General features: G+C 57.4%; 17 protein-coding genes and 2 pseudogenes. 8 read left to right on the top strand and 11 right to left on the bottom strand.

The features are described 5' to 3' along the window. The first annotated feature begins 149 nt into the window (after positions 1-149). Positions 150-2,786 (top strand): response regulator transcription factor, encoded by a 2,637-nt coding sequence (locus BM035_RS20320; protein ID WP_011784151.1) that lies wholly within the window; start codon positions 150-152, stop codon positions 2,784-2,786. A 133-nt stretch (positions 2,787-2,919) separates the two neighbouring features. Here the strand turns inward: BM035_RS20320 and BM035_RS20315 are convergent, their stop codons facing one another. Together BM035_RS20315 and aupA are read right to left on the bottom strand one after the other, a co-directional pair. Then, complete coding sequence (locus BM035_RS20315; protein ID WP_011784152.1) at positions 2,920-6,114, bottom strand: Ig-like domain-containing protein; 3,195 nt, start codon at positions 6,112-6,114, stop codon at positions 2,920-2,922. An 11-nt stretch (positions 6,115-6,125) separates the two neighbouring features. After that, positions 6,126-7,466: an alkane uptake protein AupA gene (gene aupA, locus BM035_RS20310; protein WP_036219378.1), complete on the bottom strand. Its 1,341-nt coding sequence runs from the start codon at positions 7,464-7,466 to the stop codon at positions 6,126-6,128. A gap of 221 nt (positions 7,467-7,687) precedes the next feature. On the opposite strand from aupA, the gene BM035_RS20305 reads away from it, so the two are divergent. Beyond that, positions 7,688-8,110, top strand: coding sequence for a TetR/AcrR family transcriptional regulator C-terminal domain-containing protein (locus BM035_RS20305; protein WP_011784155.1), 423 nt, complete (start codon positions 7,688-7,690; stop codon positions 8,108-8,110). A gap of 99 nt (positions 8,111-8,209) precedes the next feature. Here the strand turns inward: BM035_RS20305 and BM035_RS20300 are convergent, their stop codons facing one another. From BM035_RS20300 to slyA, 4 genes are all read right to left on the bottom strand, one after another. Continuing rightward, a complete protein-coding gene (locus BM035_RS20300) occupies positions 8,210-8,605 on the bottom strand; it encodes an ectoine synthase (protein ID WP_011784156.1) in 396 nt (131 codons plus the stop codon). Between the two features lie 219 nt (positions 8,606-8,824). Further along, positions 8,825-10,456, bottom strand: coding sequence for a DHA2 family efflux MFS transporter permease subunit (locus BM035_RS20295; RefSeq protein WP_011784157.1), 1,632 nt, complete (start codon positions 10,454-10,456; stop codon positions 8,825-8,827). After that, positions 10,449-11,639 carry an HlyD family secretion protein gene (locus BM035_RS20290; RefSeq protein WP_198324799.1) on the bottom strand — a complete coding sequence of 397 codons (1,191 nt, stop codon included), beginning with the start codon at positions 11,637-11,639 and terminating at the stop codon, positions 10,449-10,451. Before BM035_RS20290 ends, BM035_RS20295 begins: the two co-directional genes overlap by 8 nt. A gap of 13 nt (positions 11,640-11,652) precedes the next feature. Further along, the gene (slyA, locus tag BM035_RS20285; RefSeq protein ID WP_011784159.1) at positions 11,653-12,123 is read right to left on the bottom strand and encodes a transcriptional regulator SlyA; all 471 of its coding nucleotides are present in this window, start codon (positions 12,121-12,123) and stop codon (positions 11,653-11,655) included. Between the two features lie 147 nt (positions 12,124-12,270). Between slyA and BM035_RS20280 the strand changes: the two genes are divergently transcribed. Beyond that, complete coding sequence (locus BM035_RS20280; RefSeq protein WP_011784160.1) at positions 12,271-12,705, top strand: universal stress protein; 435 nt, start codon at positions 12,271-12,273, stop codon at positions 12,703-12,705. Between the two features lie 77 nt (positions 12,706-12,782). On the opposite strand, the gene BM035_RS20275 is transcribed toward BM035_RS20280, so the two are convergent. The 3 genes from BM035_RS20275 to BM035_RS20265 all read right to left on the bottom strand — a co-directional run bounded on the left by BM035_RS20275 (position 12,783) and on the right by BM035_RS20265 (position 13,753). After that, on the bottom strand, positions 12,783-13,067 hold the full coding sequence (locus BM035_RS20275; RefSeq protein ID WP_011784161.1) for a type II toxin-antitoxin system RelE/ParE family toxin: 285 nt from the start codon (positions 13,065-13,067) through the stop codon (positions 12,783-12,785). After that, entirely contained in the window at positions 13,060-13,353 is a 294-nt protein-coding gene (locus tag BM035_RS20270; protein ID WP_011784162.1) for a type II toxin-antitoxin system RelB/DinJ family antitoxin, read from the bottom strand. The genes BM035_RS20275 and BM035_RS20270 overlap by 8 nt, the downstream gene beginning before the upstream one ends. A gap of 79 nt (positions 13,354-13,432) precedes the next feature. After that, positions 13,433-13,753, bottom strand: coding sequence for a helix-turn-helix domain-containing protein (locus BM035_RS20265; RefSeq protein ID WP_441295085.1), 321 nt, complete (start codon positions 13,751-13,753; stop codon positions 13,433-13,435). A gap of 26 nt (positions 13,754-13,779) precedes the next feature. Here BM035_RS20265 and BM035_RS20260 point away from each other — a divergent pair. The 3 genes and pseudogenes from BM035_RS20260 to BM035_RS23245 all read left to right on the top strand — a co-directional run. After that, positions 13,780-14,342: pseudogene (locus BM035_RS20260) on the top strand (Tn3 family transposase); the annotation flags it as partial. Positions 14,343-14,714: 372 nt separating this feature from the next. Beyond that, positions 14,715-15,530, top strand: coding sequence for a DODA-type extradiol aromatic ring-opening family dioxygenase (locus tag BM035_RS20250; RefSeq protein ID WP_092034130.1), 816 nt, complete (start codon positions 14,715-14,717; stop codon positions 15,528-15,530). A gap of 12 nt (positions 15,531-15,542) precedes the next feature. Beyond that, positions 15,543-15,782 (top strand): diguanylate cyclase domain-containing protein, encoded by a 240-nt coding sequence (locus tag BM035_RS23245; RefSeq protein ID WP_092034127.1) that lies wholly within the window; start codon positions 15,543-15,545, stop codon positions 15,780-15,782. Between the two features lie 209 nt (positions 15,783-15,991). Here BM035_RS23245 and BM035_RS20240 read toward each other — a convergent pair whose 3' ends face one another. Beyond that, positions 15,992-16,978 (bottom strand): DNA-binding protein, encoded by a 987-nt coding sequence (locus BM035_RS20240; protein WP_175497441.1) that lies wholly within the window; start codon positions 16,976-16,978, stop codon positions 15,992-15,994. Positions 16,979-17,302: 324 nt separating this feature from the next. Here BM035_RS20240 and BM035_RS20235 point away from each other — a divergent pair, with 324 nt between their 5' ends. Together BM035_RS20235 and BM035_RS20230 are read left to right on the top strand one after the other, a co-directional pair. Further along, positions 17,303-18,562, top strand: a complete 1,260-nt coding sequence (locus BM035_RS20235; protein ID WP_092034120.1) for a site-specific integrase — start codon at positions 17,303-17,305, stop codon at positions 18,560-18,562. A 7-nt stretch (positions 18,563-18,569) separates the two neighbouring features. Beyond that, positions 18,570-21,599 (top strand): Tn3 family transposase, encoded by a 3,030-nt coding sequence (locus BM035_RS20230; RefSeq protein ID WP_092034118.1) that lies wholly within the window; start codon positions 18,570-18,572, stop codon positions 21,597-21,599. A gap of 64 nt (positions 21,600-21,663) precedes the next feature. Here the strand turns inward: BM035_RS20230 and BM035_RS20225 are convergent. After that, positions 21,664-22,022: pseudogene (locus tag BM035_RS20225) on the bottom strand (IS21 family transposase); the annotation flags it as partial.

The raw sequence follows: 22,022 nt of genomic DNA, 5'->3' as shown, positions 1-22,022 counted from the left end.
GGGCCGGTTGTACGCAGTTACAGGATTGGCTATAAGTTGGGGTCAAACAACTACCCGAACGGGTAGGTTTGGCGCCGGATAACGGTCGATATACGTCATGCCCTGGCGCGCTCGCGTTCCGGGCTGGCAAAGCGGGAGACTTGACTGTCATGACACACCATAGCCTGGAAGACTGGTGTCGAAGGATGTCCGGCCGGATGTGGGGTCGTCAGCGCTTCATCACTCAAGGCTGTACAGACCGCCAGCGCCTGGGTGCTTCTGCGACGCCTGAGGCAAAAGTCGTTCTGTACCGGGCTCCGCCGGGCTACGGAAAATCTGTACAGGTCGCCCTGGCAGCAAACCGTCGTGATCCGGAACACGAGAGCGCCGTCTATATCAATGGACGATCCTACCCGGACCCGCGCGAAGTCACTGACAGCCTGTTTGCGGCGTTGGTTTTATACCAGATTGAAGGACCTGAATCCCGGGAAGCGCTGAAAAGTGACACTGACACCATCGAAGCGCTTCGGGACGCCTTGTTCAATGCAAGAAAGACCATAAGAATTTGCCTTGACGGGCCCGGTGAAGGGGCGGATAACGGGGATCTGATTGAGGATCTGATCTGTGAAACACCGGACAATGTAAAATTTTTTATTGCGCCCGGCAGCGCCGGGGCATTGCCGCGTTTGTCGCTGATGACGGGTGTTGTGACCTATGGTGCTGATGAGCTTGCCTTTACAGAAGAGGACCTAAAGGAGCCGGAGAAGCTTGGTGAGGTAACGGGTATAGGTGGCTCCGAAGCAGGCAACATTATACAAGCCACGGGCGGATGGCCCGCACTCGTCAGACTGATGCGCCAAACCCCGAACCCGGACCTGCCTCCCGAATCCTGGCCGGAAACCCGCTCGTATTTCAGGGACAATCTCTTGTCCGTGCTACCCAGACATGCGCGAAGGTTTGTTTGCAACGCCGCGATGCTCGAGGAGGTCAGCGCGGAGTGCTATGACTATGTCTATAAAACGCAGCAGGCTGATCAGGAAATTTCGTTTGTTAACGAAAAATTTGCACTTTTAGCCCCCACCGTTTCCTCCGGCGAGCGCCTGGCCATGCACCCTGTGCTGAGAGGGTATTTGCGTAGTGTGTTTAATGCCACTCAACGGGAGCGTCGTTCGTATGTACTGAAACGCGTTGCGTTCTGGCATTGGCGCAGGGGAGAGTACCTCCATTCAATCAACGTCGCCCTGGAGGCTAGTGACCATCGGTGGGCGCGCGTGGTCAGTGACAGCATCATACTGGACGTGGCGCTCCGGCAAGGTGAAATTGAAGTGCTTCGCACGTGGTTTGAAAAGGTGCCGGTCCGCACGATAAAAAAAATCGCTTCCTTAGGCATAGGATATGCCTGGACCCTGTATTTCAGCCAGCAGGCGCGGCAGGCAGAGGAAATGCTGGCCAGTTCGGACCATCCGATTTCCAGGGGGCTGGGCAACCTTGATGAGGAAGGCTGGCGGGAACTGGTTAAGGCAATAGGTAAAGCCACACAGGATGAATTGTCGGAGAGCCAGACGCTCTGTGAAAAGTGGATTGATGCCTTTGGCGATCGCAATATGGTCGGTAAAGGCGCGGCCCTTACATGCCAGGCATTCATTGCCTCCAGCGATCGCCGCTTTGAAGAGTTAGAAGAACTATTGCACAGAGCGGCGGTGGCCAACCAGTCATCCAATCAACTCTACGCGTTTATCTGGCTTAAAACGGCGGAAATCCAGACAGAATTGTTCAAAGGCGACATGGTCCGGGCAATGTACCTGTTGCGTCAGGCGAATAAAACCGCAGAAAAGATTGGCGTACCAAAAAGCTTTTTAAACAAGATGCTTGGTGTTCTTGAGTTACAAATTCTGCTCGAACAGGATCATCACCAGGTTTCCCCGGAATCTGCACAGATATCCTTTGATTTCGCCTTGAATTATGGCGTTACCGACATTCTGTGTGGATGCACACAGGCATGCAGCCGTTTGCTGTACCACCAGGGGTTGCGGGACAGGGCCATGGCCCTGTTGGAGCAGGCTCGCCTGGCCGCCAGCGAGCGTGAGCTCCCGCGCCTCAATATCCTGACAAAAGTTCAGTTGGCTGAGTTCACCCTCCTGAACAACGAGGAATTGGAGCCACCCATACTCCCCGATGAATCCGAGCTGTCATTTCTGCCTAATCAAAACCGGGCCATTCAGGCGCGCATTGCTTTAGTGAAATCAATGTACAGGCTAAGGCTTGGGAAGCAGTTTGGTGTGGCCGGGAACTATGCCAGAGAGGCGCTTCAGGCTGCCAGCGCCATCTCCGATGCCAGAACCAGGGTCGCCGCCCAGTATTGCCAGGCCCTGGCAGCGTTTGCCCTGGGTTCCTCAAAACCGGCGAAGCGCCTGATTCTTGATGCCAACCTGCATGCGGAGCATCTGAATTGCCACTTTACACCGCTATGGATAAAAGAAGCGCTGCTTTCTCTGAGTCCCCTTGCCCGGAATCTCTTTGATGATCCGCCAGACACCGCTGAAGCGGCCACTACAAGGGACCCGGAAGTCCGGGCAGAAGACCTCAGCGCTCCACCAGTACCGGGACATACCGACTCCGTTATCACGGTCAGGCAGATTTCCATACTGAAGTGTATAAGCAGCGGAATGACCAACAAAGCGATCGCTGAGAGGCTTCTTGTGACTGAGGATGCTGTCAAATGGCATCTGAAAAGGATTTTCAGCGAACTTGAAGTAACCAGCCGGGTTCAGGCAGTCACTGAAGCGCGACTGCGCGGGCTTTTATAGTGAGTGAAAAGTAACCGGTGCTCTGCTGGTTGCAGAACCGGACTATTGGCAGGGGGCATCTTCCCGGGGTGATCTGTTTTCGGTTTCGACGGAAAAAGGGCCAGTCCGGAGACTGGCCCTGTGTCAGGTTTCATCACTTTTGCGTGTAGGGAGACACATACCTGAGCTGAAGTTCATTCGGTGCAACTTGTATTGTGAGCTCAGTATCTACGTCGATCACTGAGTTTACTACTCCATTAACAACCCCGCCCAATAGGCGGCAAAGAAGACCTGTTCCGATACTACAAATTGCAGACTCCTCTTCAAGCAAGCCCACAGTTGCTCGCCCCAAAAGCCTCGTTGACAGCACAATCGGCTCAACATTTCGTTGTTCTATGACGATCCTGCCATCATCAAGGAAGGTTATCGGTCCAGAGAGCTTCAATCCATTAATTGGATAGCTGCGCAGATTATCCTCAAGGCGGGTGTTCGCCAGTCCGCTCAGCCTAACGTTCAGATACGGTGCATCAAGGTAAACATCCAGCTCGGTCTCGAAGGTCAGCTGACCGTCTTTTTGTAGAATCACACCATCAATCAGGCCGTCGCGGTTTTCGCCCTGGTAACGCATACGCAAGGCGAGGGGTCCGGTGTCAAACTCTTGAGAGGTCTGTAAATCACTGGTCGCAAGTACTGCGAGCAACTGACTGCTCAGATTGACCCAGATGTCGCTAGGCGTGGTAAGGAGTACCGACGGATGCAACTTCACAGGCACTCGCGTGCTGCCATCTTCGGCAACGGTTGGTTCACCCACTATCTCAACATCAAGGTTTGCTGTCAGAAAAATGAATTTTTTGAACTCATCGCAAGCTTCGGTGCCTACTTCACAGCCTATCTGCCCGTTATCCTCAAGCACCCCGCTACTGATCTCCGTGATGGCAAGCTTCATGGAATTTTCAGGAATTCCGCTGATGGCATCAGGCTCTTCCGGGTCCAGCTTCAGATTAGCATTCACATCCCTGCTCGGGAGATTTTTCAGCGGCAGAAGCACGGAGGTTTTGGTTATATCTCTGGCAACAAACCGGTTTTCAAGCGGTTGTCCGCCTGACGAAAGGTCCCCGAGGCTCCTTCCCGGGTCGGCGTACTGGCTCAGGAGCCTGCTGTACAGGGGGATACCCTGTTGATTGGTAATACCATCGGTCAGCACGTAACGGTAGTTTGTTCCTTGCTCCCACTTGTCGAGTGGTACGGCTCTCAGTTCACGACCATTGAGGAGGCTAAGACTATAACCTTCAACTGACTGCCAGCTGCCGTTCTCGTCCTGCTTTTCCACAACAACAGTTTCGCCGGCCACAATGGAGTCCGGATCGATATCCTGTGAGAAGCGCACGATAATAGGCTCGCTGGCCGGATGCTCGGTTATGGGCAGCAAATCATCCAGCGGGCGCTGTCCAAAATTCGCGGAAGCAGGGGTCTGGCTCGTGATGCCACCAAGACACCGCCCCTGTTTTCCGGGCTGGGCATCCAGGTCCGTCTTGGCGCATGGGTAACCAGGAAGGGTTGTAAGGGCAATCGGACCAACGTCAGCTGGCGGAACCTCCGCCGTTGGGTCGAGCCTGAAATTACGGCTTGTGCTGGCCATCGGATTACCCGACAGGTCAACAAGGCCGTCCATCGTAAGGGTATAATCGATGCCATGCGTTAACGGCTCGGTTGGCCGGATAACGAGAGCCGGACCGTCAAGCCGGGATTTAAAGGCAACCTCTGCCGATGTGGTGCCGTCATTGGCGATGAGGGTGATATTGTCCGGATTGATGGATGACGGAAGGAGAGGTTCCGAGAAATAGACAATCAAAGGGTCAGAAGGCCTCTGTATGTTGGAGTGTTCCCCGGGGACCCAGCTCTTGATGAAGGGCGCTGCGGTGTCCGCAAAGTCGGCCTGTAGCGGGGCATCTTCGACGTTGCGGAAGCCGTTCAGCTTGAAGGAAATCAGGCCTGAGGCTGTGTCAATGCCCATCACGTCCGGCTCAATAACACCAACGGCTTCGATGCTCAGCTTTCCGTCTTCGACGAGGGCAGTGCCCACCAGTTGCACGTGCATGAGCTGTTGGCCAAGGGCGCCGTTGGTAACGGTGTTCCCGGTATTCAGGGCCATATCGATGTAGAGTTCGAGCACCCGGGGTGCATCCACTGCATCGGTATAGGGGTTGGGTATCAGGAAACCATTGGCATCCGAGAGAAAGCGAACCCCGACGGCTTCGGACTCGAACCCGGCCGGCACAGCCCCCGCGATGCTGACTTCTACAGAGCTTCCGGTGAGCAAGGTGCCCCGTTCGATCCTCAACGGAATGCTCTGAGCGGCCGCCTCAAACTTGGGAATAAAACCCAGTTCCGCGAACACAGTGCCGGCGACACTGGTCGGGTTCTCTTCGCCCAGAAGAAGGGAGCTCAGGTTTACCGAATTGTAATCGGCACCCGTCAGTGGCAGTTGGCCTGGCATGTTTTCAGCTACCTGAGCCATGATCTGGCGCTTGCCAGTCGGAGAGCGGGAGTCGGTCGGGTTGAAGGTCAGTGTGCGATCTTCGGACAGGGTGTCACCCAGCAGAGCGCTTTTTATGCCGCTGGTCACGGTCAGGTTATAGGTTCGGGCCGGATCCAGGTAGCCTTCCGGATCCACCGTAACCCGGTGGTCCTTGACGTATACTTCGGCATTGACCGGTTCGCCGGCCTGGTCCGCCAGGCGGATGGTCTGGCCGTAAACCACCGATTGCGGGTCGACGGGCTCGGTAAACTGAAGCCGGAATGTCGTAAAGTCCGTGACGGGGTAGTCGTTCCCTCCGTCCGGAATGGTTCGCGCCAGTTCAAATCCGGTACCTTCGGTCTGGCTCAGAAGCGGGCCGGATGTTGCCGGTGCTGTCTTGAATTTGATTCCGTCCGCGGTCAGGGACACTGGTGCGCCGCCAACCTGAAGTCCCTCTGCGGTCAGGGTGTAGCTGGTTCCCGGTGCAAGCGCCTTGTCCGGCTTTGCCGCAAGCCCCATCTTGTCTTCATCAGTGAACATCACGTCTGTGAGGGTAACCTCGTTCCCGGTGGCATCCCTCAGGATCAGAGAGTCAGGAATGTCGGTCAGCGGTGTGTCGATGGACTTGTTGAAACGCAGGAAGACAGGTGTTGTTGTGGGAACGGTGGACGTGACACCGGGCTGATCGCCGCCCGGGGGCGTACTGTCAGCCGGATAGGTAAATGTCAGCGATCCGGGTGTCGGAGCCCGGGTAACGGTCTGCTGGTCGCCGCTATCCCCGCAGCCTGCGAGTGCTGTGGTGACAATCAATGCAATAGTGGTTTTTTTCATGCCGTACCTCTTCAAAATCTCAGCGTAATTGAGCCGCTGAACACGTGAATATCGCCGTCTGCAGTAACGTCTTCTTCATTGCCATTGAAGTCGACAATGGTGAAGTCACGCTCTTGCAGCATCTGGTACTGGTAACCGAGGTCCACGCGAACGGGGTAGGCCAGAAGACGGGTCCGGTTGTAGGTGGCACTTAAGCCAAGCCCGACAGAAATCTTGTCTGTGTCCAGGTAGTTGATTTCCGGGTTTCGGGTGGTTTTCAGAGGGGATTCTTCATAGGCGACGCCGGCACGGAAGGTAAAATTGTCGTTCAGCATGTACTCGCCACCGAGGCGGGGAGTCAGGGTGTCCTCAAACTGCATACGGGCAGCGGGGGAAAGGCTGTTCTGATCCTTGATGGTGTCGCTGGTAAATTTATCTTCCAGGCCTGACCAGTTCTGTTGTTCTACACTGCCGCCAATACGCCAGCCGTCACCTTTATACTGGGTGCCGACGACCCAGATTTCCGGCTGAAAGGAGTCTATCGTGGTAACCGCAAGCGCAAGCCCCGGATCGGGAATCGTCTGGTCGACAATGACGTTTGCGTCGATACTGGTGGAAGCCGATGATTCTGCCCGGTAAGCAAGGGCCGTTTCCCAGCCGCTCAACCAACAGCCGCTTTCAGGGCAGAAAGTTTTGCCCCAGTCGATGGAGGTACTGAGAATCGACTTTACAGAGGGTTCGGCATTGACTGACAGGCGCTCACGTCGTGTCTCACCGGCCAGGTTCGATAACGTATCCAGCTTGGCTGTGGCTTCGAGGGTGACTCTTGCCGAGATTCCGGCGTCAATACCTCGCCAGATGTTGGTGGCACCACCGATATTGAGGAACAGGGGTTCCCTGCCATACTCCATGAACTGGCCGCTTTCTGATGTGTTTGAACTGAAGGCCAGCAGTTCCTTGCCATACTTCTCTACTCCCGCGATGAAGCCAAAGTAAATGGGGTGCTTAAAACGGGTCAAGGAAGAAAGATTTGTTTTCATGCCGATGAGCACATGCTGACTCGGTGAGTCGGCGAGTACGTCGCCATCCCGCAGGGGGCCATCCGCTCTCAGTTCCTGTTCTGCATGAAGCAGGCCTAGGGTCAGCTCTCCCCGGGGATCTTTTGTCAGATAAGCCGGGTTATAGTAAGTGGCAGACACCTGATCGTTGAACATAGACAGGGATTGCGCTGTAGCCACGTCGGCTGCCATTACCCCGTAGGTGGTGCCGATGTTGCCCATGCTGGCCTGAGTGGGAAAAGAACCCCCAGCGGACAGAATTGCGATTGCAAGGCAAGAGGTAGGGCCCTTAGTAAAAAGGGGAGTCTTAGGCATTAATATGCTCCGTTTTCTCGTTATTGTTGTCAGTACATCTATACAGCGCTTGTTGAGGCGGTCAGATGCTGTTCAGCAAAAAAGCTTACTTAAACTGTTTTTTCGGAACATTGGCCCTCTTGACGCCACAGATCGTCTTTAACTCAGCCAGGCTTTTTCGTGAGAAAGGTTTTGAAAGGACGTCGCTCAAGTAGATTGCCGAAGCGCTGCTTGTCGAGCTGATGCGCCGGGGAGTCGACCTGGTTACCGCAGAGGTCGAGTCGGCTTACGCCAGCTCGGACGACCCGGTTGAGCGTTTGCGTCTTTGTATCAACGCACATCTGCGAGCCCTGTTGTTAGGTTCGGATGCGGTTTACGTGCTGTTGTTTGAATGGCGGGCGCTGGGCCCGGAGGCTAGTAAGGAAATCATCGAACTGCGTGACCAGTACGAGTCCCTGTGGGCCGGTATCCTCGAAACAATGATTGCGCAGGGCGTGGTCCGGCAGAATGTTGACGGCCGTTTGCTTCGCCTGATCGGCCTTGGGGCGCTCAACTGGGTTGCAACCTGGTTCGACCGGAACGGAGTCCATTCACTCGACGCCATTGGTGATTTTATCTGGCAGATCGCTATGGACGGTGTCATCAATAAAGGTGTCCAGGCATGATCTGGATTCGCCGGCATGGACGTACCAGTCAAAGCAACAGCGCTACCGCCAGCAGTCGCTCTGGCAGTGTCCCAGCGATCAGATCGGCAGTCAGTCGGATCAGTTATCGCTGCTGTCCGACAGGTAGGCGCCGTCCTCGTCATGGACTTCCTGGCCGGTCACCGGCGGGTTGAAGGCGCAGATCAGGCGCATGTCCTCGGTGCCACCGTACAGGGTGTGCTTGTCGTGGTTGTCCAGGGCGTAGAGGGTACCGTCGGTAATCTCGTGAACTTCACCCGTGGCGAGGTCCTTGATGCGCCCGTTACCGGCAACGCAGTAAACGGCTTCCAGGTGGTGCTTGTACCAGAAAGTGTGCTCGGAGCCTGCCTTGATGATGGTTTCGTGGAAGGAAAATCCCATTCCGTCCTTCTTGAGCAGCAGGCGGCGGCTGGTCCACTGCTTGTCGCTGACTTCACGCTCGGTACCAATGATGTCCTGAACTTTAACGATTTTCATGGGCGTATCTCATGGTTGGTTGGTCAGAATCGGGTGAAACAACTTTATAGTATAAACATTAGGCATCTATATATTTCAAGTGGCCCTTTCCTCCTGCCACTGGTCATACCCCTCTAGCGCTTCCCGGCTGTCATTGCCCGGTGTGGCCCGCTCCGCACGCCGCGAGAGGCTTAACGTACGCTATTTTCCGTTTCGTGAGGTGGCCCCTTGACACGTGCGTCACCGACTCTGCTGAATCGCGTTCTGCGACGATGGCGGGTGACGCATGGCCTCGCTGGCCGGCAGCGCCGGAGGCGTGGACCTCCGGCGCATCATCAGCGCCGGAACAAGGGCGGCCAGGAAGATCGCGCCGACGATAAAGAAGCTGTCCCGGTACCCCAGCATGTTGCCCTGGCTGTAGATCACGCGGCCAAGATAGTTCATCGCCCCGGCCTGGCGTATCGCCTCCGGCACGCCAGCCTGTGCAAACAAGCCGGTTACTTCGTGCAGCATAGCGGTCGTTGCACTGTTGCCTGCATGCTGTGCCGCCGTGAAGCTGTCTACGTAGAGCTGAGATCGCCGCTCCAGAGCGATGGAGAGCAGGTTGACACCAAACGCCCCGCCGAGTTGGCGCACGAAGTTGATGGCGCCGGAGCCCTGACTGAGTAGCGTCATGGGGAGCGCCTTGAGGGCGCCGGCGTTCAGGCTCGGCATGATGAAACCAAGGCCGATACGCCCCAGCATGATCCACCAGGCGAACAGCCAGAACGAGGTATTGGTATCCACGTTGCTCATAAGAAACGATGACAACGCGAAAATCACAAGCCCAAACATGACCGTGGCATAGGCGGGTGTCCTGTCAGTCAGCCGCCCCGCGATGGGGAAGACCAGGGCCAGAATCAGCCCCGCCGGCATTAGCAGCAGGCCCGAGCGGGTCGGCGTGTAGCCCTGGATCGTCTGGACGAACAGCGGGATCAGGAAGGTCGAACCGAAGATGCCTGCTCCGAAAATGAAGGCCACGACGGAGGCGCCCGCATAGACCCGGTTCGTGAAGAGCTTGAGATTGAGCATGGGTGCGGACGTGCGCAGCTCCCAGACGATGAAGCCGATGCCCGCGACCAGGGCGATGGCGAAGTCGCGCAGGATGGGGTCGGAGATCCAGCCGTCACGCTGCCCGTTCGACAACCCGTTGAGCAGGGTCACGAGAAACACCGTCATCAGTCCAAAGCCGATCCAGTCGAATTTGCGCGGCGGACCGGAGGTTGCGCGCCCCGGCATCAAGATCGCGGCCATAAACAGGCCGATGAAGCAGAAGGGCACGGCCATGAAGAAGACATAGCGCCAGCTGAAGCTGTCGACCATGATGCCGCCAAGCGTCGGGCCAAGCGCCGGGGCCAGCACCACGCCAATGCCGTAAATTCCCATGGCCGACCCGCGTTTCTCCGGCGGAAAGACCTGGAAGATCGTCTGCATGGCGAGCGGCTGGAGGATGCCGGCCGCGCCGCCTTGTAAAACACGGGCCAGGATCAGCACGCCCTCGGCGGGGGCGAGCCCACCCATGATGGAGGCGGCGATAAAGATGGTTATCGCCAACATAAAGGTCGCGCGCTGGCCGAGGGTATCGACCATCCAGGCATTGAGCAGCATGGTCCCGGTCATCGCGGCGAGGAAGCCGGTGGAGAGAAGTTGCGCCTTGTCCTGGCCCATGCCGAAAGCGCCCATGATATCCGGCAGGGCTACATTGACGATGGTGGCGGTCAGGATAGTGGCGATCGTGCCCATCATGACCGTCGCTGTGACCAGCCAGCGATAGGACGGGCCGAAACGGGCGAATAGCCCCTCGATACTGTCCGGCCGGGGCGCGCTAGTCATCGGCTCTCGCCTCCAGCTCCACCATCATACCCGGCTTGAGTTCGCCGCCGTCCTGCTGCACCGCGATGCGCACTGGCAGGCGCTGGGTGATCTTGGTGAAATTGCCGCTCGGGTTGGGGTTGGGCAGCAGGGCGAACTCGCTGGTGGCGGACTGCCCGACGCGCGTGACCCTGCCCTCAAAGCGCCGCCCCGGCAGGGCATCGACAGTGATCATCACGCTCTTTCCCGGCCGGAAGAAGCGGATGTCGGTCTCCTTGACGTTCGCTTCGACACGCACCCGCTCGGGATCATGCACCATCAGCAGGCGTTGGCCGGGGGTGACATATTCGCCCTTGTCCACAAATACCCGGTCCACCACGCCGTCGAATGGCATGACGATGGTGCGATCTTCCAGGTCGAGTTCGGCCTGGGCTTTTTGTGCACGTAGCCGCTGCTCCTCCGGGCCGAGTTCGGCGAGCTGGGTGCGCAGCACCGTGAGTTCCCCGCGCGCGGCTTCAGCCTCGGCCAGGGCGGCGCGGGCATTTTCCAGGTCCGCCTGGGCGCTCAATGTCTGCTGCTTTGCCGTCTCCAGCGCCGCCCGCGTCTGGTCCAGGCGCGCACGGTTGATGGCACCGCTCGGCGCCAGCTTCTCCGCCCGGTCATTCTCCTGTCTGGCAAGATCGAGTTGCGCTGCCGCTGCTGCCAACCTGGCCTCTGCCGCCCTCACCGCTGCCTGTTTGGCGGTAATGCGGCTCTGTGTCTGACGGTCGGTGAGTGCGATGCGCGCTTCGATCTCCTCGCGGCGGCGGGCAATCCCGGCGAGTTGCGCGTCAAGCGCCTCGACACGGAGACGGCTTTCCCGGTCGTCGATCCGGATCAAAACCCTGCCTCTCTGCGCGGCATCGCCATCGGTCACTTCAAGTACCGTCACCCAACCGGGAACCCGGCTGCTCATGGCAACAATGTCGGCGGCGACACGGGCATCCGTCACAACGACATGGGTGAGCTGCTGATACAGCCACCAGCCGCCACCTCCGAGAACGATCAGCGTCGCCAGGATCGCGCCATACCATCGCCATGGCCGAGGGCGGGCAGGAGGTAAAGCCGTCTCTGACTCAGCCTCCCTCTTCTTGTCGGGGGCGGTGCGTAGATCGGTTTCCTGATCGTCGTCCTGGTGTTCCCGGTGGGTCATATGCTGGTTCACGCTCTAGCTCTCATCAGTTTTTGTCCACAGGCTGCATCGCCCTTGGGGTGCCGCCCAGCTTGTCGGCGATCTTCTCGAAGACCTTCAGACAGGTCGCCACCTCGGCATGGGACAGGTCGGATAAGATTTCCGCCCGCACCGCCGCTGTGGTAGCTTCGATCCGTTCCAGAACAGGGGCAGCCTCCGCACGCAGGTGAACCGATTTGGTGCGCCGGTCGGCGGCTTCCGTGCGGCGTTCGATCAGCCCCTCCGCTTCCAGCCGGTCCAGCGCGCGTACCAGGGTCGGCCCCCGCACCCCGACCGCCTCGGCCAATTCACGCTGGGTTGCCGCCTGGGGCAGGCGAGAGAGATGTAACAGGGTCAACCAGCGGGACTCGGTGAGGCCAAAGGTGGCCAGCCGCCGGTCGATTTCGGCGCGCCACAGCCGGGCGACCAGCCCGAGGCGAAGGCCGAATTGTTCCTGATCGTGAAGTGGCTTCGTCATCTCATTGCCTGCATCATTATGTAGCTGTACTATAATCAATAGATAGCTAAGTATCAAATGGCGAGGGATGTAGCCCCGAAGGCAGCACTGTCTAGAGCAGAGGACCGGGAAAGGCGTTCCATCCCGATCACAGAAAGGAGCACCACGATGTACAGGACGATCCTCCTAGCCTATGACGGCAGCCGGCAAGGCCGTGAGGCGCTGGACCAGGGGGCCGAGCTGGCTTCGCTTTGCCAGGCTCGTGTCTATCTCCTCGCCGTCGTCACCCATGAACTGGGTGTCGCGCTCGCTGAAGCGGCGGCACCCTCAGACCTGCCGGAGCGAGAATATCAGGAAGTGCGCCGCGTGCTGACGGAGGGCGCGGAAGCGCTGCGGCGGGCGGGGCTTTCCGTCGACACGCGCCTCGCTGCGGGCAACCCCGCCGAGGAGATCGGCCGAATGGCGCACGAGGTCGGCGCGGATCTGGTCGTGGTCGGTCACCGTGAACAGAGCGCGATGGCCCGGTGGTGGCACGGCTCCGTCGGCGCTTCGCTGCTCGCCCACGCGCCATGCAGCCTGCTGGTGGCCGTTGCGGACCGGTAGTTGTCAAGGAATATGTCGCAGGGTCTTCATCAAGGTCTTCGCCGGCTAGGCTGAGGAGAAAGCCCTTGATTCAGGTGTTAATCGGTTGGCGGCCACTGCTGCGCAGCATGTAACACGCGCAGTATTCGTACCGTCAAGGCATCCTCCTGGTACACGAGGATATAGTTCGACCAGGCGACGAGTTCCCGGGTCCCTTCAACCCGACCAGGGCGGCCTATTGTGGGGAACTCCGGCAGCTTTTCAGCTTTCATCTCGATATCATCTTTTACGCGCTGTGCTGCATCGGGATTGTCATCAGAGATGTAATCGACAATCCCTAGCAGATCGGTACGAGCCAGTTCCAGCCATTCCAGTTCAGGCACGGCGACGCTTTCTGTCGATCAACGCTTGTGCCTCATCCATTACCTGTTGATGAGGAACGGTAGGTCGGGCATCAGCCAGGGCCTCTTTCACTTTATCGCGGAACCAGGCGTCATGGGCTTCCGGATCAGCCGTTAACCCAACGGGCAATCCGCCCTCTTTGGTTACGCGGGTTAGAAGGATGCGGACGGCATCTGATACCGTCAAGCCGAAGCTGGCGAGCTTTTCCGCTGCATCAGCCTTCAGCTCGTCGTCCACACGAACGTGCAGCATTGAAGTGTGAGCCATGATGAATTCTCCGTTTGTCATGCGTAACTCTACTTTGTATCTCAAATGCGATACAGTCAAGCTGTAGATATTAGCAAAATCACTGCGTTTGGTCAGATGCCAGTATTTTATAGATTGTTGACCGGCCTATCTTTAACCTCCTGGCGATCTCCGTAGCCCCCACTCCCTGGCTGTGCAGGGCACGGACTCTATCCTTGTCCACCCTGGGTTTACGGCCAAACTTGACCCCTTTGGCCTTGGCCTCCAGGCGGTCCTCGTTGGTGCGTTCCAGTATGCGCTGACGCTCGGCCTGGGCCACGGCCGACAGGATGGTGACTACCATCTTGCCCATGGTCCCCTCGGTGCTGATCCCATCGTCGAGGAACCGGATAGCCACACCCATGTTGTCGAACTCTTTGATGAGCTGGCCCGCAGTTGCGTCAATACAAGATCGAACAGCACTGGGATGACATGATGCACATTGCCGGTTCGCTCAAACTGGGGACCGTGCAGGCCTCCGAGCTGGTCCGCTCGCTACTGAAAAGTGATCGGCCTTCCAGTCTGGCACAAGCCATCATTGATGCGGGCCGGATCAATAAGACCCTTTACCTGCTGAACTACGTGGATGATGAAGATTACCGCCGTCGGATTCTGACCCAGTTGAATCGCAGGGAAAGCCGTCACGCGGTCGCACGGGCCATCTGCCACGGCCAACGTGGCGAAATCCGGAAACGGTACCGGGAGGGTCAGGAAGACCAACTTGGTGCATTGGGCTTGGTGACCAACGCCTGGTACTGTGGAATACGATATACATGCAGGCCGCCCTGGATCACCTGAGACAACAGGGCGAGGGCGAGAACGCGAAAGAAGAGGACGAAGCCAGATTGTCGCCACTCAGCCACAAGCATGTGAATATGCTGGGTCACTACTCGTTCACCCTGGCTGAACAGGTGCTGAATGGACAGCTCAGGCCGTTGAAGCAGCCATCGGAGCTGGACGAATGGCCTTAGCGTACGTTTTCGTACCGTTGGACTTCAAACCCCTAAACCACCGCAGCCCGGCCCTCGGCACCGTTACGGATCTGCTGGCCGATACAGGGTACTTCAGCAAAGCCAATGTCCAGGCGTGCAGGGATAAGAATATCCAGCCCTCACTGGCGGTGGCGCGCGATCAACACCACTTATCCGTGTTTGATCAGTTCGCACCCGATGATCCGGCGCCTGTCACGGACGACGGAGTTGAGGCCCCCTATACTGAGACCGTTCACGCAGTACGGTCAACCTTGATCGCATCAAGGCCGGATATTACTCCAGCAAGGCGCTGAACCCGACGGGTATTGTGCCGGCAGGGCCGGGCCAACTCTGAACACAGGAGCAACCGCCATGAAAACTGAAACCGATGTGCTGTTCATTTCCCATGGCGGCGGGCCAATGCCGCTGTTGGGGGATCCCGGTCACCGTGAAATGGTGGAGCGGCTCACGGAGCTTGCCAACAGGCTACACAAACCGTCGGCTATACTGGTTATCAGCGCCCACTGGGAGGAGTCAGTGCCGATGATCACCTCGGGGGCCAGTCCGCAGCTTATCTACGATTACTATGACTTCCCGCCGGAGGCCTACAGTATCGAGTATCCCTGCCTGGGAGAGCCGGGGCTGGCGCGGCAGGTTTACCAGGCGTTGGAACAGTCCGGAGTCCCAGCGCAACTTGATGATCGAAGGGGCTTTGATCACGGCCTGTTCGTGCCGCTCAAGCTGATGTATCCGGATGCGGATATCCCATGCGTGCAGCTGTCCCTGGTAGACAGTCTGGATGCCAGCACCCACTTGGCGATTGGTCGTGCTTTGCAGGGGCTGGACTACGCCAACCTGCTCGTGATCGGCTCTGGGTTCTCGTTCCATAACATGCGGGCGTTTTTCGCGACAGATACGCCGGAGATTCGGGCTCGTAATCAGGCTTTCGAGGACTGGCTGGAAGAGACGTGTGGTGATACCGCCCTGCAGGAATCGGAACGTGGTGAGCGCCTGGCTCACTGGGAGCGAGCGCCCCACGCCCGCTTCTGCCACCCCCGGGAAGAACACCTTCTGCCTTTGCATGTGTGCTACGGGCTTGCGGACAAGCCCAGTGACACGCATATATCGGCAACCATCCTCGGGAAAAAATCGGGGATGTTTTATTGGAGAGTGGAAAGGCTGGATTGACCTGCCGAAGGCATCAATCTCCACAAACTTTCAGGTATCAAAAATACCCTTGCCCGCTATGGTGGCGATGAATTTACCGTCCTGTTGCCCTCGCTTGACGAAAAAAAGGACGCCGCAACGGTCGCACGCAAACTTCTGAACTCGCTCGAAACCCCTTTTCAGTTTGAGGGCACCGATCTTCGTGTCTCTATCGGAACCAGCATCGGGATTGCAATGTACCCTGAAGACGGGCGGGGGCGGAAACGCTGGTAGAGCGGGCAGACGTGGCCATGTATGCCGTGAAACAGAGGAAAAAAAACGACTTTTATTTTTACAGCTAGGCATGATGGACAACAAAAGATCGGACAACACGTCGCCCTAAACCCGTCATCCAAACCACTCGGGCTCCCCCAATGAAAAACATCTGAGACTTGAGCGACAATAGCCTTGCAGTAGGCTTTAAAACATAGTCTGGAGGAATTTCAAGAAACTCTGTTCACCTCGTGGGAATTGTTGCCAGCGCTCAAGCGATCCAACAGCTCACTCTTCACGCTCAGCTCGGTTTCAAGCTGCTGCACCTTCGCTTTCAGTTGGTCGTTCACGCGCTGCTGCTTTTCAAAGGCAGCCTTTCGTTGGCGTAACGCCACGACTTGCTGCTCTAGCCGCACTGTTTTGTCGGCCAGACGACGATTTTCGCGCTCCCGCTCGCCCAGTTGCTGGGTCAACCCATCCGACTGCTTTCGAACTTCAGTCACCTCTGTGAACAGCCGGCTGATCTCCCGGGTGGCCTGGGTCTGCTCGTCGCGTTTCACGACTAGGGCTTGTTGCAAGTGGCGTTGCTCTTCCTGGACTTGCTGGACCTGCTGCTCATGCCGCCGCTGATCCTGCTCGCGCTGCTCTTTCACGGAACCGCGATAATGCTCCAGCGCCTGCCGGGCATGGTTGTGCTTTTCTTCGAGTGAATTCACCTGGCGTTGCTTGCCCTGAACCTGCTCAGTCAAACTTTCAATGCGCTGGGCCTGTGCGCGGTTATCGCCTTCGAGTTTCGAGAGCGCCTCACGTAACCCAAGGACCTCCGCCTGTAAATCATCCCGCGCCTGAGCCAACACTGCATTTTGCGCCTGGTGTTGCCTGGTTTCAGCGGTCTGTGCTGTTAAAGCTTCCTGCAGGCCGGCCACCTCGGCCTGTTGGCGCTGTTCGGCCTGCTCGATGGTCTCCTGTGCGTCCTGACGTAATTGCCGAGCCAGTTGGCCTACCAAGTCGGTAACGTGGCTGCTCAGAAGCGCTTCATCGTCCAGACGAGCGCTTTCACGCGCCTCGATCGCTTTCAGGTGGTTGCTGATGGTGGTCTTTGAGCCGGTGTTGCCCAGCTCGGCTCGTATGGCGTCGATGGAGGGGTAAACATTGCGAGCCAGAAGACGTTTACGGGCGTCCTCGACCAGGGGTTGGGTGATGCCGCCTCGGGCCATGATCGTGTCCTCATGTTTATTTCGTACTGTGTTACGTATTATGTAAATACGTACTATATACACCAGAAAGATCGTTGGAAAGTACAGCTTTACAGACATGTGATAATCCAGAGTTATCCATTGTGATGCTCATTTCGACGGCTATACTGACCGATGCTCGGTACGATATGACTCGATTTGCCGCCCCGGACCAAGGCCGCACCAGGAGATCAAAAATGCACAAACAAGCCGAACCACTCGATCAACACGTGTGCGAAGCAGCCGAACGTTGGATAAGGGAAGCGACAAGAGCATTGCCGAAATCGGACGACGTCGGTGCGCCCAATGACGGTTGATCGGTACGTTCAGGCTGCTACCCGCGACAATACCCGACGGAGCTACCGATCCGCAGTCGAGCATTTTGAGGTGACCTGGGGCGGGTTTCTGCCCGCAACCGCCGACAGCGTTGCTCGCTATCTCGCCGATCATGCCGAGAGGCTTTCTGCCGCCACCCTGAAGCAGCGCCTGGCGGCACTGGCACGCTGGCACCGGGACCAGGGGTTTCCAGACCCAACAAAAGCTCCTTTAGTACGCACGGTTCTCAAGGGCATACGCGAAGAGCATCCGTACCGGCAAAAACAAGCCAAGCCACTGGCCATCACCCAGCTACAGCAACTGGATCAGTGGCTGGCCGGAAGGATCGCGCAGGCGCGTCAGCAGGATTCAAGGCGCCTCGGGGTCTGGTTACGCAACCGGGCCATGGTCTTGCTCGGATTCTGGCGAGCCTTTCGCAGTGACGAACTCTGTCGATTAACCATTGACGATGTCACGCTGGCCCCCGCTGCCGGTATGTCCTTGTACTTGCGGAGGAGCAAGGGGGATCGTCAGGCCGAAGGTCGCCTGTACAAGGTGCCAGCTCTGAGGCAGTGCTGTCCCGTGGAGGCCTGTCAGGATTGGCTGGACTTTTTGAACCAGCCCAGCGGTGCGCTATTCAGGGCGATTGATCGCTGGGGAAATATTTCCAATACTTCATTGCACCCGAACAGCATCGTGCCGCTGCTGCGCCAGCTTCTGGCCGACGCAGACATTGACGCTGTGGAAGCGTTCAGCAGCCACTCGCTGCGACGCGGTTTTGCCACCTGGGCCAGTGCTTCCGGCTGGGAACTCAAAGCGCTGATGGAGTACGTCGGTTGGCGGGATACCCAGACCGCCTTGCGATACATTGAAGCTAAATCGCCGTTCGAGCTTGCCCTGATGCAAATCCCAACCGAAGTGGCGTCGTCTGTCGGTCAGCCACGCCTGGCGAGCGTATCCGAGCCAAGTTACCGGGCATTAACCGTTCAGCTCACCCTGGAGCCGCAACGTCCTCGCAGCCGGAAACACCATCAGGCCCGCACGGTAATCGAAGCCCACTGCCTGAAACCGTTCGAGATGGAACAGCAGAACAATGGGGACTACCGCATTGAGGTGCCTGCAACGTCGGATGAGCAGCTGGACGAAATGATGGACGACTTGATCGATGAGATACACCGCATTGCGTCCGATAAAGCCTGCTGGGTGGAGACACGGATCAAGGACCCGGCCACCGGGCAAGCATGGGATTGAGCCGGTTATGAGTGCTATTCAGGAAACAGCCTATCCACGGTTTCGGTCGGATATCCCGCAACAGGAACTTGATGCAGTATACACGCCCACGTCCGGCGAACAGCGCTGGGCTCGTCGGCGCACCCGGCCGATCCTGGAGCGCTTCTTTTTACTGCTTCACCTGAAGGCGTATCAGAAACAGGGGTTCTTTTCCTCGTCGGTCGATTTGCCTGGCGATTTGCGTCGTCACATTGCGCAGTGCCTTGGTCTCGACAAACAGCCGACCAAAGCCCAACGACAACAGTATGATCGTTCTGCCACCCGTAAACGCCATATCCCGTGGATTCGAACTTATGTAGGCAGCCGGACGCTGGACGAGGCGGCTCATGCTTGGCTATCGAGCCAAGCAACGAAAGCCGCCGAGTCCCGCGAAGTGCTGACCGATATCATCAATATCCTTCTGGAAGAGTTGGTGCGTCACCGTTTCGAAATTCCCGGCTTTACGGTGTTATTGAGGCTCGCCAAGGATGCCCGGGCCACCGTCAATGACCGCTGTTACCGGTCCATCGTCAGCGAACTCAACGACGAAACAAAGGCACTGGTCAATGACTTGCTGGTATCGCCACCGGGGATCGAGATCAGCGGCTGGCAACGACTGAAGCGAGAAATCCGAAAGCCGACGAATAAAGAAATCCGGTCCTATCTGCAACACCTCAAGTGGCTGAAGGGTATCGTCGAGCAATTGCCGGGCGTCAAATCAATTCCCGTGACCAAGCGGCGACAGTTCGCCCACGAAGCACGAGCGCTGGATGTGGCCAAAATGGCTCGAATCCCTGCGCGTAAACGCTATGCCCTGGCGGTGGTCCTGATCCGGCAACAGTATGCCCAGGCGCTGGATGATACCGCAGAGCTTATGATCAAGCTGATGAGGCAACTGGAAACCACCGCTCAGCAAAATCTCCTTACCTATCAAATGGAGCAGACCCAGCGCACCGATCGACTGGTGTCCTGCTTTAAAGACGTGTTGACTGCCATGGAGGCCGAGCCAAACCCGTGGCAATCGCTTCAGGCCGTTATCGGAGACAAGCGCCAGGAGTGGCTGGACGAATGTGAGGAGCATCTGGCCTACGCCGGCAATAACTACCTGCCTTTCATGTTGCGACCGTTTCGAACCAAACGCAGCCTTCTGTACAACTGCCTGGAAATACTGACGTTTCAAAGCACCTCCAGCGACATGCTGTCGATGCAACTGATCGAGTTACTCCGAAAGACCCGTTCATTGAAAGCCGAGACGCTGGATTTGCGGGTCCATGCGCCGGCTCTGGTCGAAAGCATCCAGCAGACCAAGTGGACGCTCGAAAAATGGCGCCGTCTGATTTTCATCCGGCCGGACAGTGTGACGGTTCACCGTAAATATTTTGAGTTGGCCGTTTTGAATCTGGTGAAACAGGAACTGAAGTCAGCGGATCTGGCGGTTGTTCACGGGGATCGCTTCGATGACCATCGCGATCAACTGGTGAGTTGGTCGGATTATGAGCAGGAAATTGATCAGTACGGGCTGGAAGTGGAGCTTCCCATCGAACCGAAGGCTCTCAGTCGCCATCTCAAGGATCAATTGACTCAGGTGAGCCGCTCAGTGGACGCAGCCTTCCCGGACAACACACACGCCGTGATCGAAGACGGTCGCATCGTAATCAAACGCAGTCAGAAACAGGGGCTGCCAACAAACTGGCAGGCCCTCGATGACGACATCACACGGCGGCTTGGCACCCGCAGCATCGTCGACGTTCTGGTCGATGCGGAGCGCTGGCTTGGATTACATCGGGAATTCGGGCCATTATCAGGCTATGAGGGGCGCGTGGAAAACCCCCGGTTGCGGTTTATCGCTACGCTTTTCTGCTACGGCTGCAATCTGGGACCCTCCCAGACCGCCGACTCCATCAAGCAACTGAACCGTCGCCAGATAGCCTGGCTCAACCTTAACCACGTCACTGAAGACAGGCTAGATCGCGCTATCGTCAAGGTCATCAACGCGTACAAGAAATACGAACTGCCCGGATACTGGGGCACAGGCCGTCGGGCTGCCGCTGACGGCACCAAGTGGAACCTCTACGAGCAAAACCTGCTCAGCGAGTACCACATCCGCTATGGCGGTTACGGCGGCATCGGTTACTACCACGTCTCGGACACTTATATCGCATTGTTCAGTCATTTCATCCCCTGCGGCGTTCACGAGGCGGTGTACATCCTCGACGGACTGCTTGAGAATCGGAGCGATATCCAGCCAGATACCTTGCACGGTGATACGCAGGCCCAGAGCTATCCCGTTTTCGGGCTCGCGTATCTACTGGGGATCAAGCTGATGCCGCGTATCCGGAATATCAAGGATCTGAACTTCTACCGGCCCGACAGGCGGTTCCGTTACGCGCATATCGAAGAGCTGTTCAACGGTCATATAGACTGGGCGCGGATTGAACGACACCTCCCGGATATGTTGCGTGTGGCCGTGTCCATCAAGCTTGGTAAAATTACGGCATCAACGATCCTGAGGCGGCTGGGAACCTACAGCCGCAAGAACAAACTGTATTTCGCCTTCCGGGAGCTGGGGAAGGTCGTGCGGACCGGTTTCCTGTTGAACTACATCGACAATGTGGAATTACGTCAGACCATTCACGCCGCAACCAACAAGAACGAGCAGTTTAACGGGTTTGCAAAATGGAGTTTTTTTGGTGGCGAGGGCATCATTGCGGCCAACCTCCGGCATGAGCAGCAAAAGGTGGTGAAGTACAACCACCTGGTGGCGAATATGCTGATCTTGCACAACGTCGAAGCTCTCAGCCGGGTATTGCGCGATATGGCAGCGGAAGGAATCGCCATCACCGAAGATGTCCTGAAAGCGCTATCGCCGTACCGAACCCGTCATATCAATCGTTTTGGAGATTACACATTGGACTTTAGACGTCCGGTAGGGCAGCAGTTGTTTGATTTGAAACTTGCTGAGCTTACCCCTCAAGGGACGCCCGGTGATCAGGTGAACCCAAAATATGAGCCGAAATAAAACGGACTAAACTACAACTAATTCATTTGGTTAGGGGCGTTTTTAGACTATTTTTCACGTTTGTCTACCAACCCTCAGGCAAGGCCAGTTCCTGTTGCTCTTCCAGAGGTTGCTGATCCAGGCGGTGCTTGAGGATGGACTCAATGCTCTTGTAGCGGCAGCTGCCCAGCATCAGGGCACGCTGGCAGGCGGCTTCCAACCGTGCCTCGCCGTAGCTCTGTCCCAGCCGGAGAATGCCCAGACAGGAGCGATAGGCCTGTTGCGGGTGCTTGCGGGCCCCTAGCGCCGTACGGATAAGCTTCTCGGTGGCGGGGCCGGTCTTGGCCGCCCAGGCGATCAGCCGTTCCGGCGACCACTCACCGGCATGGCGATGGGACTCGGGCATATGAGCAGCGATGGTGGTGTGCCGACCCTTCTGGTCAG

Source organism: Marinobacter sp. DSM 26671 (assembly GCF_900112835.1).
In the GTDB taxonomy this organism is placed as follows: Bacteria; Pseudomonadota; Gammaproteobacteria; order Pseudomonadales; family Oleiphilaceae; genus Marinobacter; species Marinobacter flavimaris.
This window is presented reverse-complemented; position numbering and strand designations above follow the sequence as displayed.